The organism is Micromonospora sp. WMMD1082 (assembly GCF_029626175.1).
GTDB lineage: Bacteria > Actinomycetota > Actinomycetes > Mycobacteriales > Micromonosporaceae > Micromonospora.
Genome location: NZ_JARUBM010000002.1, coordinates 2,371,923 through 2,389,425, shown reverse-complemented (window position 1 = coordinate 2,389,425; position 17,503 = coordinate 2,371,923). Strand labels below are relative to the sequence as shown.

Annotated in this window: 15 protein-coding genes, 1 tRNA gene and 1 other RNA gene; 12 read left to right on the top strand and 5 right to left on the bottom strand. The window is 71.3% G+C overall.

Annotation, left to right across the window (positions count from 1 at the left end):
- Positions 1–130 precede the first annotated feature (130 nt).
- Complete coding sequence (locus tag O7615_RS11225; RefSeq protein WP_278177382.1) at positions 131–1,753, top strand: FG-GAP-like repeat-containing protein; 1,623 nt, start codon at positions 131–133, stop codon at positions 1,751–1,753.
- Positions 1,754–1,821: 68 nt separating this feature from the next.
- Positions 1,822–3,456: an FG-GAP and VCBS repeat-containing protein gene (locus tag O7615_RS11220; protein ID WP_278177381.1), complete on the top strand. Its 1,635-nt coding sequence runs from the start codon at positions 1,822–1,824 to the stop codon at positions 3,454–3,456.
- 27 nt (positions 3,457–3,483) lie between these two features.
- Here the strand turns inward: O7615_RS11220 and O7615_RS11215 are convergent, their stop codons facing one another.
- Together O7615_RS11215 and O7615_RS11210 are read right to left on the bottom strand one after the other, a co-directional pair.
- Positions 3,484–4,014 (bottom strand): hypothetical protein, encoded by a 531-nt coding sequence (locus O7615_RS11215; protein ID WP_278177380.1) that lies wholly within the window; start codon positions 4,012–4,014, stop codon positions 3,484–3,486.
- Between the two features lie 38 nt (positions 4,015–4,052).
- A complete protein-coding gene (locus tag O7615_RS11210) occupies positions 4,053–4,601 on the bottom strand; it encodes a hypothetical protein (RefSeq protein WP_278177379.1) in 549 nt (182 codons plus the stop codon).
- 381 nt (positions 4,602–4,982) lie between these two features.
- Here O7615_RS11210 and O7615_RS11205 point away from each other — a divergent pair, with 381 nt between their 5' ends.
- On the top strand, positions 4,983–5,342 hold the full coding sequence (locus tag O7615_RS11205; protein WP_278177378.1) for a hypothetical protein: 360 nt from the start codon (positions 4,983–4,985) through the stop codon (positions 5,340–5,342).
- Between the two features lie 149 nt (positions 5,343–5,491).
- Here the strand turns inward: O7615_RS11205 and O7615_RS11200 are convergent.
- Positions 5,492–5,579, bottom strand: a tRNA-Ser gene (locus tag O7615_RS11200).
- Positions 5,580–5,660: 81 nt separating this feature from the next.
- Here O7615_RS11200 and ffs point away from each other — a divergent pair.
- From ffs to O7615_RS11155, 9 genes are all read left to right on the top strand, one after another.
- An RNA gene (gene ffs / locus O7615_RS11195) (signal recognition particle sRNA small type) lies at positions 5,661–5,750 on the top strand.
- Between the two features lie 167 nt (positions 5,751–5,917).
- Positions 5,918–9,028 (top strand): DNA polymerase III subunit gamma and tau, encoded by a 3,111-nt coding sequence (locus O7615_RS11190; protein WP_278177377.1) that lies wholly within the window; start codon positions 5,918–5,920, stop codon positions 9,026–9,028.
- A 206-nt stretch (positions 9,029–9,234) separates the two neighbouring features.
- Positions 9,235–9,543, top strand: coding sequence for a YbaB/EbfC family nucleoid-associated protein (locus O7615_RS11185; protein WP_278182064.1), 309 nt, complete (start codon positions 9,235–9,237; stop codon positions 9,541–9,543).
- A gap of 8 nt (positions 9,544–9,551) precedes the next feature.
- The gene (gene recR / locus O7615_RS11180; protein ID WP_278177376.1) at positions 9,552–10,145 is read left to right on the top strand and encodes a recombination mediator RecR; all 594 of its coding nucleotides are present in this window, start codon (positions 9,552–9,554) and stop codon (positions 10,143–10,145) included.
- A 306-nt stretch (positions 10,146–10,451) separates the two neighbouring features.
- Positions 10,452–12,113: an ABC transporter substrate-binding protein gene (locus O7615_RS11175; protein WP_278177375.1), complete on the top strand. Its 1,662-nt coding sequence runs from the start codon at positions 10,452–10,454 to the stop codon at positions 12,111–12,113.
- 74 nt (positions 12,114–12,187) lie between these two features.
- A complete protein-coding gene (locus tag O7615_RS11170; protein ID WP_278177374.1) occupies positions 12,188–13,192 on the top strand; it encodes an ABC transporter permease in 1,005 nt (334 codons plus the stop codon).
- A complete protein-coding gene (locus tag O7615_RS11165; RefSeq protein WP_278177373.1) occupies positions 13,189–14,157 on the top strand; it encodes an ABC transporter permease in 969 nt (322 codons plus the stop codon). The genes O7615_RS11170 and O7615_RS11165 overlap by 4 nt, the downstream gene beginning before the upstream one ends.
- A 9-nt stretch (positions 14,158–14,166) precedes the next feature.
- Positions 14,167–15,210: an ABC transporter ATP-binding protein gene (locus O7615_RS11160; protein WP_278177372.1), complete on the top strand. Its 1,044-nt coding sequence runs from the start codon at positions 14,167–14,169 to the stop codon at positions 15,208–15,210.
- Positions 15,207–16,310, top strand: a complete 1,104-nt coding sequence (locus O7615_RS11155; protein WP_278177371.1) for an oligopeptide/dipeptide ABC transporter ATP-binding protein — start codon at positions 15,207–15,209, stop codon at positions 16,308–16,310. The genes O7615_RS11160 and O7615_RS11155 overlap by 4 nt, the downstream gene beginning before the upstream one ends.
- A gap of 62 nt (positions 16,311–16,372) precedes the next feature.
- Here O7615_RS11155 and O7615_RS11150 read toward each other — a convergent pair whose 3' ends face one another.
- Both O7615_RS11150 and O7615_RS11145 read right to left on the bottom strand, forming a co-directional pair.
- Positions 16,373–16,825: a hypothetical protein gene (locus O7615_RS11150; RefSeq protein WP_278177370.1), complete on the bottom strand. Its 453-nt coding sequence runs from the start codon at positions 16,823–16,825 to the stop codon at positions 16,373–16,375.
- A complete protein-coding gene (locus O7615_RS11145) occupies positions 16,807–17,466 on the bottom strand; it encodes an HNH endonuclease family protein (protein ID WP_278177369.1) in 660 nt (219 codons plus the stop codon). The genes O7615_RS11150 and O7615_RS11145 overlap by 19 nt, the downstream gene beginning before the upstream one ends.
- Positions 17,467–17,503: the final 37 nt, after the last annotated feature.

Below are 17,503 nucleotides of genomic sequence, written 5' to 3'. Positions count from 1 at the left end.
GCCCGTTTAGATCGACATGTCTGCCCGTCCGGACATAGCTAATGATCCACGCCTCCCTAGAATGTTGGAGCGTCTACGGGGGAGCGGGGTTTTGATGCGGCGGAGAGTTGCCGGGGCTGCGGTGTTGGCGGTGTTCGCGAGCCTGGCGCCCGGTGCGCCAGCCCAGGCGGCGGACGAGTTCCGGACCATCACCCGGGACGGCCTCGTGATGCAGTACCACCGGGTGGCGAAGTCGGTCACGCCGCTGAAGGGGACGGGGCCTACTCGCTCGGACTTCGACGGTGACGGTGTCGACGACATCGCCGCCTCGGCCACCCCCCTCAACCACAGCCAGTTGCCCTACTACCCGACCGGTCTGGTCGTCGTGCGCTACTCGTCCGCGCCGCAGGTCGACTACCTCATGGGTTCGCTGATCGGGGAAGGCCGCTCCAGTTTCGGCATCGCACTGGTCGCCGGTGACTTCAACGGCGACGGCTACGACGACCTGGCGATCGGCGACGCGGACGAGATCGACACCCGCAACAATGCGTACGGTGGCGGGGTCTGGGTCATCCCGGGCAGCCCGACCGGCCTGGTGGTCGACTCGACGAAGCACTTCAACCAGGGTTCTCCGGGCGTACCCGGCGATTCGGAGAACTACGACGGGTTCGGCGCGTCGCTCGCGGCCGGCGACATCAACGGCGACGGTCGTGACGACCTCGCGATCGGTGCGTTCAAGGAGTCGATCGGGACCGTCAAGGAAGCCGGCGCGGTCACCGTCCTCTATGGCGGCAGTGGTGGCCTGACCGGCACCGGTGCCCAGCAGCTGCACCAGAACCAGGCCGCGGTGCCCGGCTCGGCGGAGCGGCGCGACCACTTCGGGATGTCCCTCGCGATCGGGAAGGTCAACAACAACAAGTACGCCGACCTGGTCATCGGCGCTCCCCACGAGAACGACGGGAAGGCCGGGGCCAACGGCACCGGGATGGTCACCCTGATGTGGGGTTCGGCGAGCGGGGTGAAGCTCAGCGGCGCCACCTCGGTCACCGGCGCGGGGGTGTACAAGGCGACCGGGCGCAGCGACACGATCGCCTGGTACCTGGGCATGTCGCTGGCGATCGGTGACGTGAACGGGGACGGGCTGGCCGAGGTGATCGCCGGGGCGCCCAACGCGCAGACCCCGCACCTCGACGGTGGCCTGGTCGCGGTCTTCACGGGCCGCACCGGTGGTCTGTCCGGCAGCGCCGTAAAGATCATCACCCAGCGTACGGCCGGTGTGCCGGGCTCTCCGGAGAACCAGGACCGGTTCGGTGCGACCCTGGCCGCGGGTGACGTGACCGGCGACGGGCGGGCGGACGTGCTGGTCGGCGCGTACACCGAGGCGATCGGCACGAAGGCCGAGGCGGGCATGATCGTGCTGCTCAAGGGCTCGTCGGCCGGGCTGACCGGCAGCGGTGCGCAGGGCTTCGACCAGAACCACTCGGTCGTCCCGGGTGGCGCCGAGCGGGGGGACAAGTTCGGCGCGTCGGCGGCGCTGCTCAACCTCAACGGCACCGGCCCGCTGGACGCGATCGTGTCGTCGCCCGGTGAAGAGGTCGCCGGCGACCCGGTGGGGTACGGCGCCGGGACGCTCTCCCGGTTCCACGGTGCCTCCGGTGGCCTCGTCGCGCAGTCCGGTTCGTGGAGTGGACGCGCCCTGAACACCGACCGCGTCCAGCTCACGAACTACGGCGAACGGATCGCCGGTCCGCAGAGCAGCGGCCCGTGGTGGTGAACCCGGGACGCAAGGCTCCTACCGAAACGAGAAGGCGGCGGTTTCTGGTGCGACGGAGAGTTGCCGGCATGTCCGTGCTGGCGGTTGCGGCCAGCCTGGCGGTGAGCGCCCCCGCGCGGGCGGCGGACGAGTTCCGGAACGTCACCCGGGACGGGTTCGTCCTCCAGCAGTACCGGGTGGCGAAGGCAGTGACCCCGGTGAAGGGGACCGGTGCCACCCGGTCCGACTTCGACGGTGACGGCGTCGACGACATCGCCGCCTCCGCCGATCCCTTCGAGCACCGCTTCCCGCAGTCACCCGCCGGCCTGGTCGTGGTGCGCTACTCGTCGGCACCGCACGTCGACTACTACGCGTCGGCGATCTCGCCGGCCGGCGGCTGTGTGTGCTTCGGTGAGGTTCTCGCCGCCGGGGACTTCAACGGCGACGGCTACGACGACCTGGCGATCAGCGACGCGGAGGAGTACGACCCGAGCGCGAAGGCGCACGCCGGCGGGGTGTGGGTGATCCCCGGCAGCAGCACCGGCCTGCGGGTCGAGTCGGCGAAGCACGTCAACCAGGACACGCCGGGCGTACCGGGTGCCTCGGAGAAGGAGGACCTCTTCGGCTCGGCGCTCGCGGCCGGCGACATCAACGGCGACGGTCGGGACGACCTGGCTATCGGCTCGTACGGCGAGTCGATCGGGACCGTCAAGGAGGCCGGGGCGGTCACCATCCTGTTCGGCGGCACCGGCGGCCTGACCGGTACCGGCGCCCAGCAGCTGCACCAGAACCAGGCCGCGGTGCCCGGCTCCGCCGAGCGCGGTGACCACTTCGGGTGGACCCTCGCGATCGGGAAGGTCAACAACAACAAGTACGCGGACCTGATCATCGGCGCCCCGCAGGAGAACGAGAGCACGTCGTCGACCGGCAGCGGCATGATCACGCTGATGTGGGGCTCGGCGAGCGGGGTGAAGCTCAGCGGGGCCACCTCGGTCACCGGCGCGGCGCTGCGCAAGGCGACCGGGCGCAGCGACAGCTACGTCTGGCAACTGGGCATGGTGCTCGCGGTCGGCGACGTGACCGGGGACGGACTGGGCGAGGTGATCGCCGGTGCGCCGTACGCGCAGAGCCCGAAGGGCAACGAGGGCATGGTCGCGGTCCTCACCGGCCGCACCGGCGGCCTGTCCAGCGGCGCCGCGAAGCTCTTCAGCCAGCGTACGGCCGGGGTTCCGGGGTCACCGGAGGCCGGTGACCTGTTCGGTGCGACGCTCGCGGTCGGTGACGTGACCGGCGACGGTCGGGCCGACGTGTTGGTGGGCGCACCCGGCGAGGCGATCGGTACGAAGGCCGGGGCCGGCACGATCGCCCTGTTGAAGGGTGCCGCCTCCGGGCTGACCGGCACCGGCGCCCAGGGCTTCGACCAGGACCACGCGGTGGTCCCGGGTGGCGCGGAACGGGGTGACCGGTTCGGCGGCTCGGTGGCGATCCTCAACCTCAACGGCACCGGCCCGCTGGACGCCCTCGTGACGTCGCCCGGCGAAGAGGTGGCCGGCGACCAGGCCGGACTCGGATCCGGGTCGGTCGCCCTGTTCCACGGTGGTTCCGGTGGGCTGGTCCCGCAGTCCACCTCGTGGAGTGGCCTGAGCATGCGCACCGACGTCGTCTGGCCCAAGTGGTACGGCCGCCGCCTCGCCACCCCGCAGACCGGCGGCCTCTACTACTGAGCTGGGTCAGCAGGGGCGTGAGCTGGGTCAGCAGGGGGCGTGGCCCTCGACGAAGAGGCGCTGCGCCCAGTCGGCGTACCCGGCGATGACCTTGCGGACCGTCCGGCCGTCGTGCAGGAACAGGTACGCGCGATCGCCGTCGCGGGCGAGCAGCCCGTCGAAGCGGTACGTCCCCTGTGGAGCGCGCAGCTTGCGTACGGTCGGATAGCTGGCCATGACCTCGGCGGTCGGTGTGCCGGCCGCGATGCCCTCCGGCGTGCGGACCGGGTCGCCGGCCCAGAGCAGCACCAGCCGGTCCTCGATGAAGATCGGGCTGATCATGTCGTGCCCGGCCAGCGTCGGGCCGCAGGCGTCGACGTCGGTGCGGAGAATGCCGCGCCGGGTCAGCTCGCTCTCCGAGTCGCCGAAGTCGATGTCGGCCACGCCGTCGAGGTCGACGACGGTGGCCGCCGCGACGGGTTCGGGCATGGCGATGCTGCCCGGTGGCATAGGTCCGCTGCCCGAGATCGAGGCAGCAAGAAGCAGTGCGGCGATGAAGCCGAATTGTCGCAATTTCATGGAATCCCCCAGTCCCCAACGTGACGGGGGCGCAGAGGTTATTGCCGATCCTCGACCAACTCGTCCCAGTAGTCGGCGCTCAGCCCGCGCCGCCCGTGGGCGAGCCATCCATCGGTGCTCCGCTCGACGTGTAGTCCCAGCTCGGCGAAGGGGTCGATCCACTGGCCCGGCTCCGCGCCCAGCTCGACCAGGGCCGCGTTGATCGGCCAGTCGGGTCGCGGCCCGTCGAACGTCGCGTCGAAGCGCGGCCCCCAGGTGAGGGCCCCGCCCATCCAGACCGCCGCCGCCTGGTGCCCGGCCCCACCGGCGAACTCCGCCTCGACGTACGCCAGGGGGCCGCGCTGCGCCCAGCGGGCCAGCACCCCGGTCAGTGCGGGGGAGAGGACCAGCGTGAACGGGTGCTCCGGGTCGGGTTCGTCGATCGCGTAGTCCGGCGGCGTGCCGGTCAACTCCTGCACGAGCTGCGGCGTGACGGGCAGCAGCGCGAAGTCCTGCCGCAGCTCGGCGAGGACGGCATGATCCAGCTCGCGGGTCTCCTCGCGCAGCAGGTCGGCGTCCGCGACGATCGCGCTGAGCTGGTAGCTCACCCGGCGTCCACAGCCTGTGGATAGAACATGTGTACGACGGTGGTCAGGCGTTGCCGCTGCTGCGGCTGCTCTTGCGCCGCCGGGCGCCGGACAGTTCCCGGATGTCGTTCACTGCCATGACTCCGCCACTTCCCTGATCAGCTCGACCGTGATCAGCTCGACCGACTGCCAGTGCGACAGCGTCTCGCCGCGCACGTTCTCCCATGCGCCAGTATCGCCGCGACGCCGGCCTGTCCGCTAACCCGGTGCCCGGTGCTCGGGCCGTGAGGATCTTGGTACGGAGATGCCCCTCTGGGGGCGCTTTCGTACCAAGATCTCGGAGGAGCGGCGCCTCTGCGGGCGGGGCAGCGCATTGCTGTTCGTCGCTCTATCGTCGTCGCCATGTCAGAGGCTGGAGCCGCCGAGCCGCCGAGCTCCGGTTGGTGGGATCGACGTCGTGATCTGGCGGGTTACGTCCTGACGCCGCTCTGCACGCTGGTGGCAGCGCCGGTGGTGGCCTGCTGTGCGGGGTTGCTGGCGAGCGACGGTGGGCCGTACCCGTCGGTATGCGAGCCGGTCCGCGCCGTCGACGGCTGCGAGGAACGCGTTCTCGGCGTCGCGGCCGGGTACATCCTGTCCTTCGTCGCGCTCTGGCTGGTGCTGTGGTTGCTGCCGTGGTGGCGCGGTCTGCGGGTGGTGCGGATCCTGCTGGCCGTCGTCGCCCTCGCGGTGGCCGTCGCCCTGGCGCTCCGGCTCGTCTGATGCCGCGTGCCTGCGGCTTGTCTGATGCTGCCTGCCTGCGGCGTCGTCGCTGAACCGACCGCGCTGTGACCGTTGATGTCGACCGTGACTGTCGAGACGGACGAGGGCCGGTCCCGTGTGCGGACCGGCCCTGTCGTGTGCTGCCGAGGTGGCGGAGGATACGAGATTCGAACTCGTGAGGGTGTGAACCCAACACGCTTTCCAAGCGTGCGCCCTAGGCCTCTAGGCGAATCCTCCGCCGAACAGGATACAGGTCTGCGCCGGGCCGCTCACCCCACCACCCCCTGAAGATCCACCACGGCTCGGGTAGGCTGGGGGCACCTCCCGTGCGGCGGTATCTCGTGAACCTCCCCAGGGCCGGAAGGCAGCAAGGATAAGCGAGCTCTGCCGGGTGCACGGGAGGCCTTTCTGTCTCCGGAGAGCTCCCCAGTTGCGGCATCTCGGGGTATCCGGGGCGGCTGGATGGCCCGACATGCCGCAACCCGAGTCGATCATCCAGCGCTGGCTCGGCGGGGTGGGTGGTCAGGCGGGGCGAGGCGGCGGACAATGGCGCGGTCGAGAGGAGGCGGGACGCCGTGGCACTGGCGCTCTACCGCAAGTACCGGCCGCGTACCTTCGCCGAGGTTATCGGGCAGGAGCACGTCACCGAGCCGCTGTCGCAGGCGCTGCGCAGCGGGCGACTCAACCACGCGTACCTCTTCTCCGGCCCGCGTGGCTGTGGCAAGACCTCCAGCGCCCGCATCCTGGCCCGCTCGCTCAACTGCGAGCACGGCCCCACCCCGGAGCCCTGCGGCACCTGCGACTCGTGCCGGTCGCTGGCCGGAGACGGCGCGGGCTCGATCGACGTCATCGAGATCGACGCGGCCAGCCACGGCGGCGTGGACGACGCCCGCGAGCTGCGCGAGAAGGCGTTCTTCGCACCGGCCAACAGCCGCTTCAAGATCTACGTCATCGACGAGGCGCACATGGTCTCGTCGGCCGGCTTCAACGCCCTGCTCAAGCTGGTCGAGGAGCCCCCGGAGTACGTCAAGTTCATCTTCGCCACCACCGAACCGGAGAAGGTCCTCGGCACGATCAAGTCGCGGACCCACCACTACCCGTTCCGGCTGATCCCGCCGAAGGTGCTCCGGCCCTATCTGGAGCAGCTCTGCGAGGCCGAGGGGGTGCAGGTCGAGCCGGCGGTGTTCCCGCTCGTGGTGCGCGCCGGTGGCGGTAGCGCCCGGGACAGCCTCTCCGTGCTCGACCAGCTCATCGCCGGCGCCGGCCCCGACGGCGTCACCTACGCCCGGGCCGCCGCGCTGCTCGGCGTCACCGACGCGGCACTGATCGACGAGATGTGCGACGCCCTCGCGGCCGGGGACGGCGCCGCCGCGTACGCCACCGTTGACCGCGTGGCCGAGGCCGGGCACGACCCGCGCCGGTTCGCCGCCGACCTCCTGGAACGCCTGCGCGATCTGATCGTGCTCCAGCAGGTGCCCGATGCCGTCGCCAAGGGCCTCATCGACGGGCCGGACGACCAGATCGAGCGGATGGCGGCTCATGCCCAGCAGCTCGGCCCGGGCACCCTGTCCCGCTGCGCCGACATCGTGCACGACGGCCTGGTGGAGATGCGCGGCACCACCGCGCCCCGACTGCTGCTCGAACTGATCTGCGCCCGGATGCTGCTGCCCGGCGTCGATGACTCCACCGGCGGCCTGCTCCAGCGCCTCGAACGCATGGAGCGCCGGCTCACCCTCGCCGGCACCGACGGGCCGCCGGCCGCCGCCGACTCCGCGCCCGTTCCGACCCCCGCGGCGGTACGCACCCAACCTCCCGCCGCGCCCGCGGCTGCCGCCGCGACCCGGGCCGGGACAGGCGCTGCCGCGCCGGCTGCCGCCAACACCACGACCGCACCGCCCACCCGCGACGCCGCGACGTCGGCGACGACCCGTGACGGCGTGACCGCCCCGGCCACCCGCGACGCCGCGACCTCAGCGGCTACCCGTGACACCGCGAAGTCGACGACGACCCGTGACACCGCGACCTCAGCGGCCACCCGTGACGGCGTGACGTCGGCGACGACCCGTGACGGGGTGACCGCCCCGGCCACCCGTGACGGTGTGACCTCAGTGGCCGGCCGTGCTGGCGCGACCGCACCGGCTGGCCGTGACGGGGGGATGTCGACGGCCGGTCCGGGCGCGGGGGAGGGCGGTGCCACCGGTCCCGCCCAGACGGGCGCCGGAGCGAACGGGGCCGCCGCAGCCAGGCCGGGTGGCGGCTTCTCGGGCCGCTCCGGTGGGAGCGAGGACGGCGCCCCCGGCGGTGCGGCCACGTCCCGGCGGGCCGTACCGCCCGCCGCCGTCATGCCTGATCCGGCGACCCCGGAGCCGCCCCGCCCGGGTGCGGTGACCCCGGGCGCGTTGGACGCGGTCGCGGTGCGCCGGGTCTGGCCGGAGGTGGTCGGCAAGGTCAACCGGACCAACAAGCGGATCGCCGCGCTGATGCGGGACGCGGTCGTACGCGACCTCGACGGTGACACCCTCGTGCTGACCGTGAAGTCGGCCGTGCTGGCCCGGATGGTGTCCGACCACGCCCAGGTGCTCACCGACGCGCTCTACGAGGAGTTGGGCGGGCGCTGGCAGATCCGGTGCGAGGTGGCGGGCGAGCGGGGCGGGATGTCCCCCGGGCATCCCCGCGCCACGCCCGCTCCGGCCGCCGCTGACCCGGTGCAGTCCACCGGCGGGGCCTCCCGGGGTCGTTCCGGTGCCGATCGATCGGGTGGCGCCTCCGCCGCCACGGCAGAGGGCGCCGAGGACGACTGGCCCGAGCCGGCCCGTCCCGGCGGCGTCGCTCCGGCCTCTTCCGCCACCGCGACCGGCGACCCGGATGACGGCTGGCCGGAGGCGGCGCGCCCCGGCGGCGAGTCCTCCGGTGCCTCCCCGGTTCCGGACGCGTCGGCGACCGGTCGGGCCGGTGCGCGAAACACGCCGGCAGGCGGGAACGCCGGCCCGATGGGTGGACCCGCTGCTTCCGCAGCCCCGGGAGGTGGGTCCGCCGGCCTGGCGGGTGGGCCCGGTGCGTCCGGTGCCCCGGCGGGTGGCCCCGCTGCTTCCGCCGGCCTCGCGGGTGGGCCCGCTGCCCCGGCGGGTGGGCCGGCTGCCCCGGCGGATGGGCCTGCTGCTTCCGCCGGCCTGGCGGGTCGACCCGGTGCGTCCGGTGCCCCGGCGGGTGGGCCCGGTGCGTCCGGTGTCCCGGCGGGTCGCGGTGGTGTTCCGGGTGGCTCACCGGCCGCCCAGGGCGGGGCCAGGGCATCCGTCCCGCCCCGGCAGGCCCGGGCGACCAACGGCAACGGCAGCGCCGGTGGCACTGGCGGCACCGGTGGCGCGCCGGTGAGCAGCGCGATCGCGGCGGCGCGGGCGGCGGCGGCCGGGCGGGGTGCGCGTACCGCCCAGGCGAGCCGGCAGACCGCGGACGTCGAGTTCGCCGGTGAGCCGCCGTACGACCCGGACTTTGACGGCCCGGTGCGCGGCGGCGCGGGACGTCGCGGCGGCGAGCCGGCCGCCACCCCGACCTACGAGGGGTTCGACCCGGGTGACGAGCCGCTCGACGAGATCATCGACGAGAAGACCGCCCGCGAGTCCAGCGAGGAACAGGCGGTACGCCTCCTCCGCGAAGCCTTCGGCAGCGCCGAAAAAATCCCCGACTAACCCACCCACCCCCTCCCCCTCCTCCCCACCCCACACACCCAGCGTCGATCATGAAGTTGTTGTCGCCCCGCCCGGCGTGTCGCGACAACAACTTCATGATCAACCCTGCGCAGCAGAGGGGAGTCGGTGGGGGGCGTTAGGGTGGGCGCGGTAGATGGGCGAGGCGAGTCGAGGGAGTCATCGTGCGGCCTGGTGGACAGCCGAACATGCAGCAGATGCTGAAGCAGGCGCAGAAGATGCAGCAGCAGATCGCCACGGCGCAGGCCGAGTTGGCCGAGGCCGAGGTGACCGGCACCGCCGGCGGCGGTCTGGTCACCGCGACGGTCTCGGGTGCCGGCGAGGTCAAGGGCATCAAGATCGACCCGAAGGCGGTCGACCCGGACGACGTGGAGACCCTGGAGGACCTGGTCGTCGCCGCGCTGCACAACGCTGCCGAGGCGGCCCGTGAGCTGACCGAGCAGAAGATGGGCCCGGTCGCGGGCGGGATGGGCGGCCTCGGCCTGCCCGGGTTCTGAGCCCGCAGATGTACGAGGGCGCCATCCAGGATCTGATCGACGAGTTGGGACGGCTGCCGGGCGTGGGCCCGAAGAGCGCCCAGCGGATCGCCTTCCACGTGCTCTCCGCCGACCCGGCCGACGTCGAACGGCTGGCCGGGGCACTGCGGAAGGTCAAGGAACTGGTGCGCTTCTGCACCAGTTGCTACAACGTCGCCGAGTCCGACCAGTGCCGGATCTGCCGCGACCCGCGCCGCACCGACGAGGTGATCTGCGTGGTCGAGGAGCCGAAGGACGTGGTCGCGATCGAGCGGACGGGTGAGTTCCGTGGGCGCTACCACGTGCTCGGCGGGGCGATCAACCCGTTGGAGGGCATCGGCCCGGACAACCTGCGCATCCGGGAGCTGCTGGCCCGCCTCGGCGGGGGTGCGATCCGCGAGCTGATCCTGGCCACCGACCCGAACACCGAGGGCGAGGCGACGGCGACCTACCTCGCGCTGATGGTGAAGCCGATGGGCATCGCCGTGACCCGGCTGGCCAGCGGGCTGCCGGTCGGCGGTGACCTGGAGTACGCCGACGAGATCACCCTGGGCCGAGCATTCGAGGGCCGCCGTGCGGTGTAGCGGCGGCGTGAACGCCACCGTGGACGTCACCGTCAAACCGAGGCGGCCGCGACCGCCGGTGGGTATGACAGTGGCGTGATCGACCGTTCAATCGATGTAACAGAATGGTATCGATTATGCGGGCGATTGGGGCGGTTTGTCCCAGAGCCAGATGACCCGCGTTACGGGGGCCAGGCACTAAGGACACGATCCGGTACCAAGAGCTTCCCGCGCCGTTTCCGGGCGGTCCGAACGGGAGCTAAGGTCACCGCCATCGGTGACCCTGTCACCACGTTGTCCGTACCCCCTAGGACGAGGTGAAGCACCATGCGTGCATCCAGGCCGAAGGTCGCTATCGCGGCCGTGGCGGCCGCGGCCCTCGCGGTAGCAGGCTGTGCCGAGAGCGACCGCGAAGGTTCCGGCGGTAGTAGCAATGACACCCTCGTCTTCGGCGTTGCCGGAGACCCGAAGGTGCTCGACCCCAGCTTCGCCAGCGATGGTGAGTCGCTGCGCGTGGCCCGTCAGGTGTTCGAGACGCTGGTCCGCCCCGAGGAGGGTGGCACCAAGGTCAGCCCCGGCCTCGCCGAGTCCTGGGAGCCGGACGCCGCGGGCACGACGTGGACGTTCAAGCTGCGTTCCGGCGTGAAGTTCCACGACGGCACCGACTTCAACGCCGACGCCGTCTGCGTCAACTTCGACCGCTGGTACAACGCCAAGGGCCTCATGCAGAGCCCGGACGTGACCGCGTACTGGCAGGACATCATGGGTGGCTTCGCCGCCAACGAGGACGAGACGCTCGGCGAGAGCCTCTTCAAGTCCTGCACGGCCACCGACCCCACCACGGTCAGCCTGGCCTTCAGCCGGGTCTCCAGCAAGATCCCGGCCGCCCTGATGCTGCCGTCCTTCTCCATCCACAGCCCGAAGGCGCTGGAGGAGCACGACGCCAGCAACGTCTCGGGTAGCGCGGACGACATCAAGTACCCGGTGTACGCGACCGAGCACCCGACCGGTACCGGTCCGTTCAAGTTCAAGTCCTGGGACGTCCCGAACAAGACGCTGACCCTGGAGCGCAACGAGGACTACTGGGGCGACAAGGCCAAGCTGAAGAGCCTCATCTTCAAGACCATCTCGGACGAGAACGCCCGCAAGCAGGAGCTGCGCTCCGGCGGCATCCAGGGCTACGACCTGGTCGGCCCGGCTGACGTCGAGCCGCTGAAGAACGAGGGCTTCAACGTCCTGACCCGCCCGGCCTTCAACATCCTCTACCTGGCCATCAACCAGAAGGGGAACCCGAAGCTGGCCGACCTGAAGGTCCGGCAGGCGCTCGCCCACGCGGTCAACCGGCAGGCCCTGGTCGACTCGAAGCTGCCCCCGGGCGCCCAGGTCGCGGTGAACTTCTTCCCCGACACCGTCGAGGGCTGGAACGGCGACGTCACCAAGTACGAGTACGACGTCGAGAAGGCGAAGTCGCTGCTGGCCGAGGCCGGCGCGGCGGACCTGACCCTGCGGTTCCACTACCCGACCGAGGTCACCCGGCCCTACATGCCGAACCCGAAGGACCTGTTCGAGCTGGTCTCGGCGGATCTCCAGGCAGCCGGCATCAAGATCGAGGCGATCCCGCTGAAGTGGAGCCCGGACTACCTGAACGCCACCACCTCCGGTAACAAGCACGACCTGCACTTCCTCGGGTGGACCGGCGACTACGGCGACGGCTACAACTTCATCGGTACGTTCTTCGACCGGCAGAAGGACGAGTGGGGCTTCAACAACCCCGCCCTGTTCGAGAAGTTCAAGCAGGCGGACTCCACCGCGGACCAGGCGGCCAAGGTGGCGCTCTACAAGGAGCTGAACGCCGACATCATGAGCTTCCTGCCCGGTGTGCCGATCTCGCACTCGCCGCCGGCCATCGTGTTCGGCAAGGACGTGACCGGGGTCCAGGCGAGCCCGCTCACCGACGAGCGGTTCTCCACCGCCGAGTTCAAGTCCTGATCTGACGCACAGACCGTGGGCGGGCGCTGTACCACAGCGCCCGCCCACGATCCTCAGCACCCTTCGAGGCCGCCGTGTTCCGGTTCATCGTCAGACGCCTGCTGCAGTTGATACCCACGCTGTTCGGGCTCTCCATCCTGCTGTTCATCTGGCTCCGCCGATTGCCCGGCGGCCCCGAGACCGCCATCCTCGGCGAGCGGGGCACACCCGAGATGCGCGCCGCGATCCGCCGCAATCTCGGCCTGGACGAGCCGATCCTGGTCCAGTACGGCCGGTTCGTCCGGCGGATGGCCCGCCTCGACCTGGGCACGTCGATCTCGACCAAGCGTGAGGTCACCACCGAGTTCCTCCAGCGCTTCCCCGGCACCGTCGAGCTGACCGTCACCGCGCTGGTGATCGCGATCGGCATCGGCATCCCGCTGGGCTACCTCGCCGCCCGGCGGCGCGGCCGGTGGCTGGATCACCTGTCGGTCGGCGGCTCGCTGATCGGCATCTGCATCCCGGTCTTCTTCCTGGCGTACATCCTCAAGGCGATCTTCTCGGAGAACCTGGGCCTGTTCCCCTCCAGCGGCCGGCAGGACCCGACGCTCGGCGCCACCCGGATCACCAACTTCTTCGTGCTGGACGGGCTGATGACCCGGGAGTGGGACGCCGCCGCAGACGCGCTCTGGCACCTGATCCTGCCGGGCATGGCGCTGGCCAGCATCCCGCTCGCGATCATCGTCCGGATCACCCGGGCCAGCGTGCTGGAGGTGCTCAACGAGGACTTCGTGCGTACCGCCGAGGCCAAGGGCCTCACCGAGAACGTGGTCCGCCGCCGGCACGTGCTGCGCAACGCGATGCTCCCGGTGGCGACCTCGATCGGTCTGCTCACCGGTGGCCTGCTCTCCGGTGCGGTGCTCACCGAGACCGTCTTCGCGTTCAGCGGGATCGGCGCCTTCCTGGCCGACGCCATCAGCCAGCGCGACTACCCGGTCCTGATGGGCTTCATCATGATCATCGCGGTGGTCTACGTGTTGGTGAACCTGATCGTGGACCTCTCCTACAGCCTGATCGACCCGAGGGTGAGGGTCCGATGACGATCATCAGCGGGAAGAAGCGCGAGAAGATCGACCGGCTCGCCGAACTGGCCGCCCGCGACGAGGAGCGGGGGGTCAGCCTCTGGCAGGACGCGTTCCGCCGACTGCGGCGCAACCCGGCGGCCATCGTCGGCGCGGTCATCCTGACCATCTTCGTGCTGGTCGCGATCATCGGACCGTTCTTCGTGCCGTACAGCCCGAAGGACACCATGGGCATCCGCGAGGGTGTGGTCCGGGTCGGCCAGGGCATGATCCCGGGTCACTCCGCGGAGCACTGGCTTGGCTACGACCACCAGGGCCGGGACGTCTTCAGCCGGATGGTCGTCGGCGCCCGGCAGACCCTGCTGGTCGGCGTGGTGGCCACCCTGATCGGGCTGGCCGTCGGCGCGCTGATCGGCGGCGTCGCCGGTGCCGCCGCCGGACTCGGCGGTCGCTGGGGTCGTTGGGTGGACGCCACCCTGATGCGGTTCATCGACATGCTGCTGGCGCTGCCCAGCCTGCTGCTCGCGGTGAGTATCGCCGCGTTGCTCGGGCCGAGCCTGACCACCGTCATGATCGCGGTTGGCATGGTCTCGGTGCCGGTCTTCGCCCGACTGCTGCGCGGTTCCATGATCGGGCAGTCCAACAGCGACTACGTGCTGGCGGCCACCTCGCTCGGGGTGCGGAAGTCGAAGATCGCCCTGACCCACGTGCTGCCGAACTCCCTCGCCCCGGTGATCGTCCAGGCCACGCTGACCCTGGCCACCGCGATCATCGAAGCCGCCGCGCTGTCCTACCTCGGCCTCGGCAACCCCGACTCGGCCATCCCCGAGTGGGGCGTGATGCTCGCCGACGCGCAGCAGTGGCTGGGCATCCGGCCCGCTCTGGCCATCTATCCGGCGGTCGCCATCATCATCACCGCGCTGGGCTTCACGCTGCTCGGCGAGGCGATGCGTGAGGCCCTCGACCCGAAGCTGCGGAAGTAGGTTTCCTCCATGGCACTACTCGAAGTGGACGACCTCTCCGTCACCTTCGCCCGGCGCGGGCAGCGGACCGTACGCGCCGTCGACGGGGTGTCCTTCTCCGTCGACGCCGGTGAGGTGGTCGGCCTGGTCGGCGAGTCCGGCTGCGGCAAGTCGGTGACCTCGTTGGCGATCATGGGCCTGCTGCCCCGGCAGCCCGGCCTGCGGGTGGGCGGCAAGGCGGTCTTCGACGGGACCGACCTGCTCCAGCTCGACGACCGGTCCCGGCGGGACATCCGGGGCCGGGACATCGCGATGATCTTCCAGGACCCGCTGTCGTCGCTGAACCCGGTCGTCCCGATCGGCCTGCAGGTGACGGAGGTGCTGACCCGGCACCGTGGGATGAAGGGCGAGGCGGCGGCGAAGGAGGCCGCCCAGCTGCTCGACCGGGTCGGCATCCCCGACCCGAAGCGGCGGCTGAAGGAGTACCCGCACCAGCTCTCCGGCGGGATGCGCCAGCGCGCCCTGATCGCCATGGCGGTGGCCTGCCAGCCCCGCCTGCTCATCGCCGACGAGCCGACGACCGCGCTGGACGTCACCATCCAGGCGCAGATCCTGGAGCTGCTGAAGGATCTGGTCCGGGACTCCGACACCGCGCTGCTGATGATCACGCACGACCTGGGCGTGGTCGCCGGCATGTGCGACACGATCAACGTGCTCTACGGCGGCCGGGTGGTGGAGACCGCGCGGCGACGCCCGCTGTTCCGCGAGCCGCGGCACCCGTACACCGTGGGGTTGCTCGGCTCGGTGCCGCGCCTGGACGCCGGGCGCGGCGAGCGGCTGAACCCGATTCCCGGTTCGGTGCGGGACCTGCTGCCCTGGCCGGAAGGCTGCGCCTTCGCCCCGCGCTGCACCCGCCGGGTGGACGCCTGCGTGGGCGAACCACCGGAGCTGGTGATCGCCCACGACGGGCACAGCTACCGTTGCGTCAACCCGGCACCCGTGCCCGGCCTGGCCGCCGCCCCCAGCGAGCCGGCCCTCAGCGAGCCCGCCCCCAGCGAGGAGGAGACGCCGTGACCGGGAATGATCCCCTCGTCGAGGTACGGGACCTGAAGGTGCACTTCCCGATCCGGCGGGGAGTGCTGTTCGACCGCACGATCGGGCACGTCAAGGCGGTCGACGGGGTGGACCTGAGCATCTCGCGCGGCCAGACGTACGGCCTGGTCGGCGAGTCGGGCTGCGGCAAGTCCACGCTCGGGCGGGCGCTGCTCCAGCTCACCCCGCCCACCGCCGGTGAGGTCAGCTTCGACGGGGTCGAGCTGACCACGCTGCCGCCGGGCAGGCTGCGGGCGATGCGCCGGCGGATGCAGATGATCTTCCAGGACCCGATGTCCAGCCTCGACCCGCGGCAGAACGTCGAGTCGATCCTCACCGAGGGCCTCCAGACGCACGGCATCGGCGGCAACCGGGACGGACGCCGGAAGATCATCGCCGAGACGCTGGACAAGGTCGGCCTGCCCCGCTGGGCGCTCTCCCGCTATCCGCACGAGTTCTCGGGCGGGCAGCGGCAGCGCATCGGCATCGCCCGGGCGCTGGTGCTGGGGCCGGAGCTGATCGTCGCCGACGAGCCGGTTTCCGCGCTCGACGTGTCGATCCAGGCGCAGGTGGTGAACCTGCTCGACGAGTTGCAGGACAATCTCGGCCTCACCTACCTGGTGATCGCGCACGACCTGGCGGTGGTCCGGCACATCTCCGACACTGTCGGCGTGATGTACCTGGGCGCGCTGGTCGAGGAGGCGCCGAGCGACCGGCTCTACACCGAGCCGCTGCACCCGTACACCCGGGCGCTGATGTCGGCGGTGCCGGTGCCGGATCCGGACGTGGAGGACCGCCGGGAGCGGATCCTGCTCGCCGGTGACCTGCCCTCGCCGGCCAACCCGCCGTCGGGCTGCCGCTTCCACACCCGCTGCCCGTGGGCGCAGCCGACCCGCTGCGCCGACGAGCGGCCGCAGCTGCGCGAGATCGGCGGCAGCCGGGTCGCCTGCCACTGGGCCGAGCAGATCGCCAGCGGCGAGCTGCGCCCGCACAAGGTCAGCGTGGAGATCGTCCGCCCGGCGGACGAGGGCGAGGAGCCCAGCGTGGTCTCCGCCCCCAGCGAGCCCGGCTCCTTCGTGTAGGGAAGGGCCCCTTCCGCACGCCTCGCGTACAGGAAGGGGCCCCTCGCAACGCCGACAGTCGCTCAGCCCTCGGGGCGGTGCAGCAGGCCGACGGCGATGCTGTGCACCGCGTTCAGCGCGGCGGCGTCGCCCAGCGACGCCCTGCCGCCGGTCACCGCGTACCACTCGTCGGCGTCCTTGTACTGGACATGCAGGCTGACCTGACCGTCGGCGAAGTCGGTGCGCAGGGTCAGCTCGCCGGTGACCACGCCGACCTCGTCGGTCATCACCCCGCCCGGACCGGGCACGATGTCGGTCGTCCGGCTCTGCGGGCCGGTGGCGCCGCCGGCGTCGGCGGTCATCCCGGCGCTGGGCACCTCCACCTCGCCCGCGGCGGTGCCGTCGGCGGTCATCCCGGCCGTGGCCGGGCCGGGTGTCGGACTGCCGGTGGCCGCCGCCGCGTCCTCGCCGCCAGCGTCCGGCGCCTGCTCGGGCGCCGGGGTGCCGCCGGAGCCGGTTACGGCTTGCTCTCCCATGTGCAGCCCTCCAACATGTCGGCCAGCGCGGCCTTCTCGGCACTGGTCACCGTCAGCCGCCAGTGGTGCTTCACCGCCACCCAGTCGCCGGCATACTGGCACCAGTATGACCGGTTTGGCGGTTTCCACTGGGACGGGTCCTGGTCACCCTTTGCCCGGTTGGAGGACGCGGAAACCGCAAAGAGCTGCGGCTGGTCCAGGTCGTTGGCGAAGTCGCCGCGTTTCGAGTCGTCCCAGTCGTCGGCACCGGAGCGCCAGGCGTTGGCCAGCGGGACCATGTGGTCGATGTCCACGCTGGACGGGTCGGTGAAGCTGCGACCGTCGTACACGCTCTCCCAGCGGCCGCCCACCACGTTGCAGCCGGAGTGCCGGATGTCCTTGCCGTCGCGTTCCAGCACCGTGTCGCGGACGTCGCAGTTCTGGCCGGTCTTGCGCCAGTGCGGGAAGCGGCTGCGGCTGTAGCCCCGCATCGGATTGGCCTCGGCGACGGTGAGTTGGGCGAGCATCTGGGTGGCGGTGCCGCCGTCGCTGCTCGGTGGCGCCTCCGGCTCCTCCAGCGGAACGCAACCGGCGGCGCCGAGAGCCAGCGCCGCGGCGAGCGCGAGCGCCCTCAGGGCGCGGGAACCTGATCTGGTACGCACAGACGACACCTCTCCAGCTTGCGGGCTTCCGGCGATC